This window comes from Candidatus Polarisedimenticolaceae bacterium (assembly GCA_036376135.1).
In the GTDB taxonomy this organism is placed as follows: Bacteria; Acidobacteriota; Polarisedimenticolia; order Polarisedimenticolales; family DASRJG01; genus DASVAW01.
This window is the reverse complement of the sequence record DASVAW010000017.1, coordinates 1-11,385: the sequence shown is the minus strand read 5'-3', so window position 1 is coordinate 11,385 and position 11,385 is coordinate 1. Positions and strand designations below refer to the sequence as shown.

Sequence of the window (11,385 nt, the reverse complement as noted above, 5' to 3'; positions counted from 1 at the left end):
CGTCGCGAGCGGGACGAACCTTCCGACTACGAACGCGACGCCGCACAGGAGTTCGACGACCTTCACCGTCGGCAGCAGGTAGACCGACGCGAGGAGCCCGTCGTTGAAGGTCTTCAGCGCCCCGGTCAGGGGCGGCGGCTGGATCAGCCCGAAAAGGTACGTGACCGAGGAGAACAGGAAGAGCAGTCCCAGAAGGACACGGACGACGGCGGTGGCGATCTTCATCGGGGGGCTCCTTCGCCATTTCCCTTACGGGGCGTTGGGATCGGACGATCGCGGGAGTTTACGCCGGACACGGGTTTCACCGCTGCAACGGCCGGCTTGAGCCGATCCGATGCAGCCGCACTTCCCGCGGACGGGCTCCCGGTCGTACGATGGGCCCCCTTCACCGCGAGGGTACGGAACGTGCGCACGAGGATCGAGATCGACGACGCGCTCATGCGAGCTACGCTCCGAGCGACCGGCCTCAGGACCAAGCGAGAAGCGGTGGAACTCGGCTTGCGCACGCTCCTGCGACTTCGACGCCAGGAGGCCATCCGGCGCTATCGCGGCAAGTTCCGCTGGCGCGGCAACCCCGCGGCGATTCGAACCGAACGATAGCCCCCTCGCCGGATCCGGTCAGACTTGGAGCACCAGTCGGAGTCCGTCATCGACCCGGCGCATCGCGTCCTCGTCGAGTTGGGCGACGCGCTCGACGAGGGACGACTTCGCGATCGTCAGAATCTGGGAGACGTTGACGACGGAGGGCTTGGGCAGACCGGAAGCGCGTTTCGACAGGGCGATGTTGCCCGGGGCAGCGCCGAGCGCCGTGTTCGAGGTCACCAGCGCCACTCGACGCGCTGTGACGGCGCTCGTCTCCCTCCGCGCTCACCGAAGGAACCGCACCGGCAACCGCTTCTTCACGGCCTCCGCCGAATTGAGGGTGTCCTCGACCCAGCCGGGACCGAGCCCCAGGCGGATCTCCCGAACGTACCCCTCGCGATCGAGGATCACCGTCGTCGGCAGCGTTTGTGGCTCGATCCCCTCGCCCGCGACCAACACGGGAAACGACGATCCGGGCGAACGGGCGAACAGCGCCTGCAGTCGCTCCGGGGACCGGTCCTCCGCAATCGAGACGAACCGGGTCGACGGGTCGCCCTTCAGGCGCTCGTGCAGCTTCCGGACCTCCGGGAGGTTCTTCACGCACGGACCGCACCAGCTCGACCAGATCTCGATCACGGTGACGCGCCCGAGGAAGTCGGCCTCGGTCCAGGTCTTCCCGGCGAGGTCCTGGAACGCGAACGGGGCGAAGCGCTGAAGCTTCGCGATCCGCAGCGGCTCCGCGGCCGTGACGGCCGCTGTTCCCAGGGCGACTACAATCAGCGCAGACCCAAGTCGATGGGAGGTGTGCCTGCGCCTTTCTACGCCGGTGGCCGCGCTCGCTCAAGTGATGTCGGTCGGGCTCCTGGTCACCGGCGCACGCGCCGCGGATCTTCCGACCGGACCGCTCCCATCCCCGCTTCGTTTCCAGCGGCCCGACGGGTCGTTCGTTACCCTCGATGCGCCGGGGAAGGTCTACCTCGTCGATTTCTGGGCGGGGGGTTGCAAGCCGTGCACGCGGGAAGCCCCGGACCTCGCGAGACTCGCCCGCGAGTTCGGCGCGGACGGGCGATTCGAGATCGTGGCTCCGGTCTACGGCGGCTGGCGTCACGACCAGATCGAACGGTTGGCGACGCAGTACGGAATGGCGGAGCTGCCGGTCGTCGCCGATCCCGACGGCTGGTTCATGAAGCTCGACGTCGAGGGTTACCCCACCAAGCTCCTGGTTCGGGATGGCGTCGTGCTGGTACGCGAACTCGGCGGAGGCAGGGGCACCTACCGAAAGTGGGCGCCGCGAATCCGCGAGGCGCTCGGGAAGGTTCCCCCGACCGCCACCCCTACCTCCCCTTCGCCTTCGCCATCGCCTCGTCGAGCATCTTGATCAGCTTCTCGCGGTCGTACGTGTACGCCTGGTCCTCGTTGAGCTGCACCACCGCGTCGATGGCCGACCGGATGGTCTTCTCCGCCTGCTCGGGGGACGGGACCACCATGTAACGGGGCTTCGGCTTCACGTCCGTGAGGGCACGGTGCACCGCGGCCGCGACCTCGTCGGGGGGCTTCATCTTCGACCGGTCGCCGTCGAACCCCTTCGTCACCGAACGGTCGTACGCCTTCTTCACGATGTCCGTGTTGTAGGCGCCGGGCTCGACCGCGATCACCGCCACACCGCTGGGCGCCATCTCCGTCGCGAGTGCCGCCGTGAACCCCTCGACCGCCGCCTTGCTCGCCGTGTATCCCGCCGCGCCGCCGCTCGTGAGGAACGCCGAGATCGAGCTGATGTTGACGATGCGCCCCTTCGACTCGACGACCAAGGGGGCGAACGCCTTCGTGACGCGGAAGACGCCGTAGACGTTCACCTGCATCTGGAAGTCGAAGTCCTCGTCCCGGGTGCTGAGGACCGGGTCGATCGCCACGACCCCCGCATTGTTGACGACGGCGTAGAGCGGTCGCCCGGACTTGCGGATCGTCTCGACCGCCGCGGCGATCTCGGCCTGGCTCGTGACGTCGAGGCGCACGCTGTCCACGTTCGGGATCGCGTCGAGGTCCTTGAGGTCCTGCTCCTTGCGCGCGCCGGCGAAGACGAAGAACCCCTCGGCGGCGAGCTTCTCGGTGATCTTGCGGCCGATCCCGGCGCTCGCACCGGTCACGAGGACCGCCCGCTTCGGCGCCTCCGGAGCCGGCGGGGGCTCCTCCGCCGGGGCGGGGTGGACGGCGCACAGGACGAGCATCAGGGCGGGCAGGAACTTCATCTCGAGTCTCCTTCGGGGTCGGACGAACGCCGCAGTCTACGCCAACGGCCACGTTCGTCTCGGCGGTCGCGACTTCCTGCCGGCCCCCGCCTACCGCCGACGAAGGAAGACGTGCATCGCGCGCTCGCCGGCGACGTGCCTCGCGCACTCGTACCCCAGCGCGCGAAGGTCGAGGTCGTGGAACAGCGCCTCCCCGGAGCCGAGCAGCACGGGGCGCACGGCGAGGTGAAGGTCGTCGATCAGGCGCGCCCGCAGGTATTGCCGGACGGTCGCGACGCCGCCCCCGAGGCGGACGTCCTTCCCCCCCGCCGCTTCCCTCGCCCGCTCGAGCGCCGCGTGGATCCCGTCGGTGACGAAGAAGAACTCGGTGCCTCCGGCCATCTTCAGCGGCGCCCTCGCGTGATGCGTCAGGACGAAGACCGGCACGTGGTAGGGCGGCTCGTCTCCCCACCACCCCTTCCAGCTCTCGTCCGGCCACGGCCCCCGGACCGGACCGAACATGTTCCGGCCGAGGATCCAGGCGCCGATCCCCTCGAACCCCTGCGCGGCCATCGTGTCGTCGACGCCCGTCTCTCCCCCGTCCCCGCCTTGCATCCGCGTCCAGGTTCGGGTCGGGAAGAACCACGCCATCATCTCCGGCCCGCCGACGCCGAGCGGGTGTTCGAGACTCTGGTTCGGGCCGGCGCCGTAGCCGTCGAGGGACGTTCCGAAACACAGGACGCGCAGTTTCGACATCGGATTGCCGTCTCCTTCCCGGTTCATTCCAGCGTCAGCCCGAGATACCGCGCCCCGGGGACCGGGTTCGGCCGGTAGGGCGGGATGTCGCGGAATCCCAGCCGCTCGTACATGCGCTGCGCCTGATCCATGACCGGCAGCGTGTCGAGCACGACGCGCCGGTACCGCGCCTCGCGCGCCCAGTCGAGGACGCGCCGGACGAGCGCGCGGCCGCAGCCGGTCCCCCGCGCCGCGTCCCGAACGTAGAGGCGCTTCATCTCGCACACGTCGTCGTTCCAGCGGTGCGCCGCGACGCACCCGACCATCGCTCCGTCGAGGCACGCGACGAGCAGCACGCCGTCCGGAGCGGCGTAGCCGCCCGGAAGCTCCGCGAGCTCCCGCTCGAACCCCTGGAAGCCGAGGTCGACGCCGGTCCATGCGTGGTACTCGCGAAGGAGCTCCCGAACCTCCGGGAGGTCGGCTTCGGTCGCGACGCGAAGGTCGATCACGCGCTCCGCTCGCACAGCCCCTTCAGTCGCTCCAGCGCCTTCGGCCACATCTCCCCCATCATCGCCTCGTACTCCGCCGTGACGTCCTGGTCCACCACGAGGCGCGTCCCCTCGGGAACCGACTCGAGGGTGTAGTTCTCGTAGGCGGGAGCCCATGCGCGCACGGTCTCGCTCGTCGTGTCCTCGACCCCGCCGGCGATGACCCCGAGATGTCGGATCGAGACGAATTCGTGCGGGCGGCACTCCGCGATCTCGGCGACCATCCCCTCGCCGCCCGGGGCGAGGAACCGGATTCTTGCGCCGCGCTCCCACGAGCCCTCGTAATACGACCCCTCGCAGAACGCCCGCGTCCACTCGCGGTAACTGTCCAGCTCGAGCATCGTGGACCAGATCTTCGCCGGAGGAGCGGCGATGACGACGGAGAACTGGAGACGCTTGGCGGTCGGCATGGCGGGACCCTCCTGCCGAAGGCTAACCCTCCGGCGCCGGCGTGAAAAGCGTCACCCGGCGCTCACGAGCACGATCTTCCCGATCACCCCGCCCTTCTCAAGCAACTCCTGGGCTTGCCTGGCTTCGGCGAGCGGGAATCGTGACGCGACGAGAGGCCGGATCTTGCCCTGTTGGAGGAAGTCGAGCAGCGCGACGAGATCTTCGCGAAACCACGCCGGCTTCACCTTCTTGAGCGTCTGGATGCTGTAGGGAACCACCCGTCTCCGTCCGGGCAGCAGCCAGCTCGCGGCGATGGTCCGGGCGAACGCCGCGGTCCCGCGGAAGCGTTGCCTGCGGCCGGGTCGACTCGAGGTCAGACCCTCACCGCGCAACGACGTGGAGAGGCCGTAGCCGACGACCTTCCCCCCGGGACGGAGCGCCTTCCTCGATCTCCACAGGTGGTCTCCCCCGATGGGATCGAAGACGACGTCCACGCCGTCCCCCGTGATGCGGCGGATCTCCTCGACGAAATCCCGCTCCCGGTAGTCGATGGGAACGGCTCCCAGCTCGGAGACCGTGGACGCCCCGCGTGGGGAGCAAGTGCCGTACATCTCCAGTCCGGCGAGGCGCCCAAGCTGCAACAGCGCCGTGCCGACCCCCCCGGCCGCGCCGTGAATCAGCACCCGTGCGCCCGATCGAACCGAGGCCGTGCGATGCATCATCTGGAACGCGGTGACGTAGTTGAGCACGAGGCTCACCGCCTCGGCGGGGTCCAGCCCCGCCGGCACCGGGATCAGCTCCCGCTCCGGCAGGCACACGAACTCCGCCCAGGCGCCGTGGATCGGCATCGCCGTGACCACCCGGCCGGCCTCGACGCCGGTGACCTCCGCGCCGAGCCGATCCACCACGCCGACGAGGTCCCACCCCGGCGTGAATGGGGGCCGAGGCGTCTCGGGATGGACCCCCTCGCGGGCGAGGACGTCGGGCAGGGAAACCCCGGCGGCGAGCACCTTCACCCGGACCTCGCCGTGCACGGGCTCCGGGCACTCCTCCTCGACGACCCGAACGACCTCGGGCCCGCCGTAGTGCGTCACGACGATGCGCCGGTGTTTCATGCGCCCGCCTCCCGCGCGACTCCGCGTGAACGGACCGTCAGTCCGAGTCGAACCCGGCGCCAGCCACGTTGGACTCCGTCGCCGCCGGCGCCCCGAAGCACCGCGCCGGGCACCCGGGCCAATCGTCGCCCCGATAGCGGCCGAGCAGCGTACCGATCGCGACGACGACCCGGAACAACACGCCCTGGATCGGCCGCGGCATGAGGAGCACCGCCTGCGTGCGACGGTGCCGGAGAGCGACGTGAGCGAGATAGAACAACGGGGGCCGACCTTCGGGACCCGCGTTCATGACCTCGAAGATCGCCTGAAGGTAGCGGTCCAGATCGACGACCGGGCGGGCGAATCCCTCGAACTCGAGCGGTTCGTCGCCGTCGTTCCACCAGCGGTGCGCCGCACCACGCGGGATGGAAGTGGACGCGCCCGCGTCCACCGTCGCCTGCCGCCCCTCGACCACGACCGACAGGCGACCGGACCGGACGAATCCCTCTTCGTCCTCCGCGAAGTGGACGTGCATCGGTGGCCCCTCGCGACGGGGAGGTAGCGACCCCTTCAGCTCGAGCCACACCTCGTCGCCTCGGCGGACCCGGCGAAGCGCCAGCCGCTCGCCTGTGTGGCGGTTTTGGAGGAGGAGTTGTGCCATTCCGCTGTCGTGCATGACTTCGTCTCGCCGCCTTCGGTCACCCCGAAGGTCGACTCACCCCACCAACCCTGGTTTGTCCCGGACCGCCATCATCGTCCCTTGCATGACGGCGATGGTCGTCTCCTCCCCGCCTTGGTACGCCCGCACCTCCGCCGCGCAGACGGTCAGCGTGCGCCCGGCACGGACGACTCGTCCCTCCGCCCGGAAGCGCTCGCCCGCGGCGGGCTTCATGAGGTTGACCTTGAACTCCACGCTCAGGACGGCGGCCCCTTCGTCCATGAGGCTGAACGCCGCGTACCCACAGGCGCTGTCCGCGACGGCCGTCACGACCCCGGCATGCAGGAAGCCGTGCTGCTGGGTCAGGTCGCTGTGGAACGGCCACTCGATGACGACGACTCCCGGCTCGACCGAGACGAGGCGAGCCGCGACGGTTCGCATGAACGCCTGCCGGTCGAAGCTCGACCGGACGCGGGCGACGGCATCCGGGCCGAATGCCAGGTCCGTCAACCCCGGCCTCCTCGATCGGCCACCGCGGCCCGAATGAGCGCCTTGAACGCGCGCGCGTCGACCGTCTCCCCCTCGCGGATGTCGATCGCCCTTCGCGTGTTGCCTTCCAGGCTCGAGTTGAAGAGGCCCGACGGGTCGGGGAGCCCGGCCCCCCGGGCGAAGGTGAGCTTCACGACCTGCTTGTACGCCTCCCCGGTGCAGACGATCCCCTGGTGCGACCAGACCGGAGTGTTCCACTTCCACTCCTCGGTCATCTCGGGGTCGGCTTCCAGGATCAGCGCACGCATGCGGGCGAGGGTCTCCCCGCGCCATCCCCCCAGGTCGAGGATCCTCTGGTCGATGAGCCGGGACGCGGGAACCGCGGCCGCTCCGCCCCTCTCCTTCGGCTTCGCCTTGCCTCGCACCCGCGGGGGACCCGTCGGCGCCTTCATGCCCTCAGCCCTCCACCTTGAACGCGTCATGGAACGTCACGACGCCGACCGGCCGACCGGGGTCACAAACCCGGGGGTCACCTTTTCGGCTCATACCGTAACGCCACCGCCCCCGAGCCGAACTCCAGCCGGCTCACGAGCTTCAAGTCGACATACTTCGACAGCCCCGCGAACGGCGTCGGCCCGTGGCCCGCCACCCTGGGGTGCACCACGAACTCGTACTCATCGATCAATCCCAGCTCCGCCAGGGCCAGCGGGAGCTTCACGCCGCCCAGGAACAGTCCCTTGCCCGATTCCCGCTTCAGCCGTCGAACGGCCTCCCCCGGATCGCCGCGCACGAGCTCCGCATTCCAGTCGACCCGGTCCAAGGTCCTCGAGACGACGTATTTCTTCGCGGCGTCGATCGTCCGGGCGAAGGGCTCCATCCAATCGGCCATCCAATCCGGCCTCACTCCCGTCGCCGGCAGTCGCCACGCGGCCTCCATCATTTCGTAGGTTACCCGGCCAAAGACGAGCGCGTCGGCCCGCGCGAGATTCTCGGCCCAGTAACGATGCAACTCTTCATCCGTGGACCCGGCACGGTGGTCGCAACACCCGTCCAAAGTGACGTTGATCGAATACCGAAGGGGTCGTGTCATGGGCACGCCTTGCGCACCGGGTAACGCAGGTGGGTGACGCCGACTCCCGGGATCACCGTCGGGTTGCCGAGGACGGCCGGCGTGCCGGCGAGGTGGTCGAAAAGTCGGACTCCGGAGCCGAGAAGGAGCGCCGCGATGTCGACGTGGATCTCGTCGAGCAGCCCGGCATTCAGGCACTGCTGGATGGTGTTGGCGCCGTGGACCCCGACGGACTTCCCGGCGGCGGCGGCTTTGGCCTGGCTCACGGCACTCTCGACGCCGTCGGTGACGAAATGGACCGTCGAGTCGGGTCGCGGCCATCCGGCGGGGATGTGGTGGGTGAGCACGAACGCCGGTCCCCACGCGTGGTTTCCGCCCCAGCCATGGGCGACTTCGAACGTGCGTCGCCCCGTGAGCACGGCACCAAGTCCGGAAAAGAGACCGCGCAGGTGCTCGGCACTCGGGCCGGACACCCTGAACGTCATGGGGTCCGACCCACCGGTGTGGATCTCGACGTCCCCCGAGTTGACGTACCAGTCGAAAACCTCGGCCACGCCGTCGTCGGGGTCGGCGACGTAGCCGTCGAGCGACATGGACATGATTGCGACGACCTTCGACATGGGAGGTTCCTTTCGGGGGGTGGAGACCGCCCTCGGGGTATCGCGCGCCGTCCTACCGGATCGTCCGCGCTGTTCCCGTCGGATTCAACCGTTCGTTCGGCGGCACCCCTCGGCGACTCATTCCGTCGGCTCCATCAGCTCCAGGCGATTCCCGAACGGGTCCGTCACATAAACACGCTCGTACCCCGGGAGCAACCCGTCATCGACGACCGGTACGCCCGCCTCACGAAGCCGATGCACCAGCACCTCCAGCCCCCGCACGAGGAACGCCGGGTGAGCCTTCCGCGCCGGTCGGAACTCGGCTTCGATCCCGAGATGGACCTTCACCTCGCCGTTCTGGAACCACACGCCCCCCCGTCCGGCGAGGGCGGCGGGCTTCGGGACCTCGGGGATTCCGAGCAGGCCGAAGTAGAAGTCGCGGGCTTTGCCTTCCTTGCCCGGCGGCATGGCAAGTTGGACGTGGTCGATTCTCAGGATCTGCATCCGTCGCCGGTCCCCTTGGCTCTCCTACACCGTTCCGAACGGCGGGTCCACCTACATCGACAACGCCCCGGCACCGCCGAGGTAACGTCGGTCCCGCCGCGTCGGACCCACTCGCCGTGCCGGGGCTCGGCTCCTCCCCCCCGTCAGGGTGAGTATCTCGTGAAGACGAAGTCGCGATCGCTGACGGCCTGATGGCACGGGAAACAGGTCTTCATGGCGGATTCCGGACTGGGCTTGCCGTCCGGGTCGAAGGACGCGTACCCCCAGCCGCCGGTCGCGGCGTACTTCTTCGAGTCCTTGACCATGAACTGGAGGTAGAACGGCGTCGGCGCGCCCGCGACGAAGGACTGCTCGCGGCCGAACGCCTTGTTGTTCTCGGCCGACGGGACGTGGCTCCAGGCGATCCGGCCGATGACCGTGCCTTCGGGGAACGGCGACGATCCTCCCCGATAGGCGCGGATCGCCACTTCGTTGCCCAGAACGGCGCGAATGTCCTTCAGGTCGCCCTCTTCGTGGGCCACCGAGACCAGCTTCCAGTCGCGGTATCCCGTCGGGATCTCGGTCACGAAGAGCGGCGCGGCCTCCTCAGCCCGCGCGTCCCGAAGCGGGCTCGCCAGGAAGGCCACGCCGCCCACGAGGGTGGCCGAGGCCGCCAGCAGCGCCGGGACTCGGCGCATCCCGTCCCTCGGCCTCGCCATCAGCGCAGCGAGCGGAACGCCGCCCGCACCTCGGTGCAGAAGAGCGCCGGTTCCTCCCAGGCGGCGAAGTGACCGCCGCGATCGACCGCGTTGAAGTAGGCGAGGCCGGGGTAGACCGCCTCGGCCCAGCTTCGCGGCGCCGCCCAGAGCTCGCCGGGGAACGTGGTGAAACCGACGGGAACCAAGACCGGCGGCGGGGCCGCGCCGCTCGCGATGGCCGCCGCCAGGAACTGCCCGAACTCCCAGTACCAACGGGCCGCCGAGGCGCCGGTGCCCGTCAGCCAGTACAGGGTGATGTTGTCGACGATGCTCTCCCGCGTCAGCCCGCCCGCCGGCTCGCCGTCGACGAAGGCTCGGGAGATCTTGGTGTAGCTGTCCGTGTCGTGGTCGAGCAACCAGGCCGCGAGCCCGATCGGCGAATCGAGCAGCGAGTAGCCGATCGTCTGCGGTCGCGTGGACTGCTCCAGGAAGTAGCCGAAGCCCGTCGCCTTGAACGTCGCGACGGCGTTGCGCGCCGCGCGCTCCGCATCGGTCTCCGCAGGCAGCCGATCGACGATGCCCAGTGCACCGCCGAGCAGGTTGAGGTGGATGCCGGCCAGTCCCTGAACCCCCTGCCGCCCCATCGCGTCGGTGACGTCGGCGCCGACGTCGCCCCCCTGGGCGACGTATCGCGTGTAGCCGAGTCGTTGCATCAGCTGCGCCCACGCGCGGGCGATGCGGCCGGAGTCCCAGCCGAGCTCGGTCGGCTGACCCGAGAAACCGTAGCCGGGCAGCGACGGCAGCACGAGATGGAACGCGTCGGCGGCGACGCCGCCGTGCGACGTCGGGTCGGTCAGGGGACCGATCGTCTCGAGCAGCTCGACGATCGAACCGGGCCAGCCGTGCGTCATGATCAGCGGCAGCGCGTTCTCGTGCCGGGAACGGACGTGGATGAAGTGCAGGTTCACGCCGTCGATCACGGTCGTGAACTGCGGCAACGCGTTCAGTCGCTCCTCGCACCGGCGCCAGTCGTATTCCTTCGACCAGTACTGGGCGAGGTTGCGCAGCGTCGCGAGCTGAACCCCCTGGGATCGATCGGCGACGAGTTCCCGCGTGGGCCAGCGCGTCGCGGCGATCCGCCTGCGCAGGTCCTCGAGTTGTTGCTCCGAGAAAGCGACTCGGAATGGCCGGATGGCGGTGCCTTCGTTCGTACTCATGACCTCTCCTTGGCGCGGCGCCGCGCGAAGCGCCGATCTCGAACGCTTCGAGATCGGCCCCTGCCGGACCGCGGAATGGGGCCCCATCGTTCCGTTCCCTGCGCGAGGCGAGCGTTCACGGCCGCCGCCCGCCGAATTCCTCCGCGTGAATGGACACGAACTCCCGGACGCCCATCGGCGCTCGGCCCGTCAGCCGCTCCACGCCGTCCGAGATCCGGTCGTACCTCCCGGCACGGTGCAACTCTCCCATCGTGACCAGATGTCCGATCAGATGGTCCGGCAACGCCGCATCCCTCAGCGCGCCTTCCCATGCCTCGGGGGTGGCGTCGGCGTACGTCACCTCGCGGTTCAGCGCCTCCGAGAACTCCCGGGCGACGCCGTGCATGTCCTGGGACCGCGGACCGGTCAGTTCGTGAACCCGACCCCGGTGCGGCTCCGGGTCGGCGAGGACCACGGCGACGACGCGAGCGACGTCCGCGGCGGCGACGGGAGAGGTCCTGCCCGCTCCGAAAGGGACCTCGATGCGGCTTCGATCGCGGACGCTCGAAGCCGCGAGCGGGATGAGACTCTCGAGGAACATCGTCGGGCGGATCGTGAC

Annotated in this window: 18 protein-coding genes; 1 reads left to right on the top strand and 17 read right to left on the bottom strand. The window is 69.3% G+C overall.

The genetic code is table 11. From position 1 onward, the window contains the following. The 3 genes from VF139_01570 to VF139_01560 all read right to left on the bottom strand — a co-directional run. On the bottom strand, positions 1-225 hold a 225-nt coding region (locus VF139_01570), incomplete at its 3' end, for a DoxX family membrane protein (protein ID HEX6850065.1). Between the two features lie 393 nt (positions 226-618). After that, positions 619-822, bottom strand: a complete 204-nt coding sequence (locus VF139_01565; GenBank protein HEX6850064.1) for a type II toxin-antitoxin system PemK/MazF family toxin — start codon at positions 820-822, stop codon at positions 619-621. 45 nt (positions 823-867) lie between these two features. Continuing rightward, positions 868-1,308, bottom strand: a complete 441-nt coding sequence (locus VF139_01560) for a TlpA disulfide reductase family protein (protein ID HEX6850063.1) — start codon at positions 1,306-1,308, stop codon at positions 868-870. A 121-nt stretch (positions 1,309-1,429) separates the two neighbouring features. Here VF139_01560 and VF139_01555 point away from each other — a divergent pair, with 121 nt between their 5' ends. Continuing rightward, positions 1,430-1,960, top strand: a complete 531-nt coding sequence (locus tag VF139_01555; protein ID HEX6850062.1) for a TlpA disulfide reductase family protein — start codon at positions 1,430-1,432, stop codon at positions 1,958-1,960. Here the strand turns inward: VF139_01555 and VF139_01550 are convergent. The 14 genes from VF139_01550 to VF139_01485 form a co-directional block, all read right to left on the bottom strand. Then, positions 1,917-2,828 carry an SDR family NAD(P)-dependent oxidoreductase gene (locus tag VF139_01550; GenBank protein HEX6850061.1) on the bottom strand — a complete coding sequence of 304 codons (912 nt, stop codon included), beginning with the start codon at positions 2,826-2,828 and terminating at the stop codon, positions 1,917-1,919. The genes VF139_01555 and VF139_01550 overlap by 44 nt on opposite strands. Positions 2,829-2,918: 90 nt before the next feature. After that, a complete protein-coding gene (locus VF139_01545; protein HEX6850060.1) occupies positions 2,919-3,563 on the bottom strand; it encodes a dihydrofolate reductase family protein in 645 nt (214 codons plus the stop codon). A 23-nt stretch (positions 3,564-3,586) separates the two neighbouring features. Next, on the bottom strand, positions 3,587-4,051 hold the full coding sequence (locus VF139_01540) for a GNAT family N-acetyltransferase (protein ID HEX6850059.1): 465 nt from the start codon (positions 4,049-4,051) through the stop codon (positions 3,587-3,589). Then, positions 4,048-4,500: an SRPBCC domain-containing protein gene (locus VF139_01535; GenBank protein ID HEX6850058.1), complete on the bottom strand. Its 453-nt coding sequence runs from the start codon at positions 4,498-4,500 to the stop codon at positions 4,048-4,050. The genes VF139_01540 and VF139_01535 overlap by 4 nt, the downstream gene beginning before the upstream one ends. 51 nt (positions 4,501-4,551) lie before the next feature. After that, positions 4,552-5,595 (bottom strand): medium chain dehydrogenase/reductase family protein, encoded by a 1,044-nt coding sequence (locus VF139_01530; GenBank protein ID HEX6850057.1) that lies wholly within the window; start codon positions 5,593-5,595, stop codon positions 4,552-4,554. Between the two features lie 37 nt (positions 5,596-5,632). Next, positions 5,633-6,235 carry a cupin domain-containing protein gene (locus VF139_01525; GenBank protein ID HEX6850056.1) on the bottom strand — a complete coding sequence of 201 codons (603 nt, stop codon included), beginning with the start codon at positions 6,233-6,235 and terminating at the stop codon, positions 5,633-5,635. A gap of 54 nt (positions 6,236-6,289) precedes the next feature. Continuing rightward, complete coding sequence (locus VF139_01520) at positions 6,290-6,742, bottom strand: PaaI family thioesterase (GenBank protein HEX6850055.1); 453 nt, start codon at positions 6,740-6,742, stop codon at positions 6,290-6,292. Further along, entirely contained in the window at positions 6,739-7,173 is a 435-nt protein-coding gene (locus VF139_01515; GenBank protein HEX6850054.1) for a DUF1801 domain-containing protein, read from the bottom strand. Before VF139_01515 ends, VF139_01520 begins: the two co-directional genes overlap by 4 nt. Positions 7,174-7,250: 77 nt before the next feature. Next, a complete protein-coding gene (locus VF139_01510; protein ID HEX6850053.1) occupies positions 7,251-7,811 on the bottom strand; it encodes a dihydrofolate reductase family protein in 561 nt (186 codons plus the stop codon). Then, on the bottom strand, positions 7,808-8,410 hold the full coding sequence (locus tag VF139_01505; GenBank protein HEX6850052.1) for a dihydrofolate reductase family protein: 603 nt from the start codon (positions 8,408-8,410) through the stop codon (positions 7,808-7,810). The genes VF139_01510 and VF139_01505 overlap by 4 nt, the downstream gene beginning before the upstream one ends. Before the next feature lie 117 nt (positions 8,411-8,527). Next, complete coding sequence (locus tag VF139_01500) at positions 8,528-8,893, bottom strand: VOC family protein (protein HEX6850051.1); 366 nt, start codon at positions 8,891-8,893, stop codon at positions 8,528-8,530. A 143-nt stretch (positions 8,894-9,036) separates the two neighbouring features. Next, positions 9,037-9,570: a cytochrome P460 family protein gene (locus VF139_01495; protein HEX6850050.1), complete on the bottom strand. Its 534-nt coding sequence runs from the start codon at positions 9,568-9,570 to the stop codon at positions 9,037-9,039. 20 nt (positions 9,571-9,590) lie between these two features. Further along, positions 9,591-10,787, bottom strand: a complete 1,197-nt coding sequence (locus VF139_01490) for an epoxide hydrolase (protein ID HEX6850049.1) — start codon at positions 10,785-10,787, stop codon at positions 9,591-9,593. A 115-nt stretch (positions 10,788-10,902) separates the two neighbouring features. Continuing rightward, a partial coding sequence (locus VF139_01485) for a hypothetical protein (protein HEX6850048.1) occupies positions 10,903-11,385 on the bottom strand: 483 nt, incomplete at its 5' end.

Bases quoted from the DNA above. Each gene is read 5' to 3' on its own strand.
- VF139_01545 (HEX6850060.1), bottom strand. From the start codon at position 3,563: ATGTCGAAACTGCGCGTCCTGTGTTTCGGAACGTCCCTCGACGGCTAC.
- VF139_01535 (HEX6850058.1), bottom strand. From the start codon at position 4,500: ATGCCGACCGCCAAGCGTCTCCAGTTCTCCGTCGTCATCGCCGCTCCT.
- VF139_01550 (HEX6850061.1), bottom strand. From the start codon at position 2,828: ATGAAGTTCCTGCCCGCCCTGATGCTCGTCCTGTGCGCCGTCCACCCC.
- VF139_01510 (HEX6850053.1), bottom strand. From the start codon at position 7,811: ATGACACGACCCCTTCGGTATTCGATCAACGTCACTTTGGACGGGTGT.
- VF139_01525 (HEX6850056.1), bottom strand. From the start codon at position 6,235: ATGGCACAACTCCTCCTCCAAAACCGCCACACAGGCGAGCGGCTGGCG.
- VF139_01515 (HEX6850054.1), bottom strand. From the start codon at position 7,173: ATGAAGGCGCCGACGGGTCCCCCGCGGGTGCGAGGCAAGGCGAAGCCG.
- VF139_01500 (HEX6850051.1), bottom strand. From the start codon at position 8,893: ATGCAGATCCTGAGAATCGACCACGTCCAACTTGCCATGCCGCCGGGC.
- VF139_01555 (HEX6850062.1), top strand. From the start codon at position 1,430: ATGTCGGTCGGGCTCCTGGTCACCGGCGCACGCGCCGCGGATCTTCCG.
- VF139_01530 (HEX6850057.1), bottom strand. From the start codon at position 5,595: ATGAAACACCGGCGCATCGTCGTGACGCACTACGGCGGGCCCGAGGTC.
- VF139_01495 (HEX6850050.1), bottom strand. From the start codon at position 9,570: ATGCGCCGAGTCCCGGCGCTGCTGGCGGCCTCGGCCACCCTCGTGGGC.
- VF139_01490 (HEX6850049.1), bottom strand. From the start codon at position 10,787: ATGAGTACGAACGAAGGCACCGCCATCCGGCCATTCCGAGTCGCTTTC.
- VF139_01505 (HEX6850052.1), bottom strand. From the start codon at position 8,410: ATGTCGAAGGTCGTCGCAATCATGTCCATGTCGCTCGACGGCTACGTC.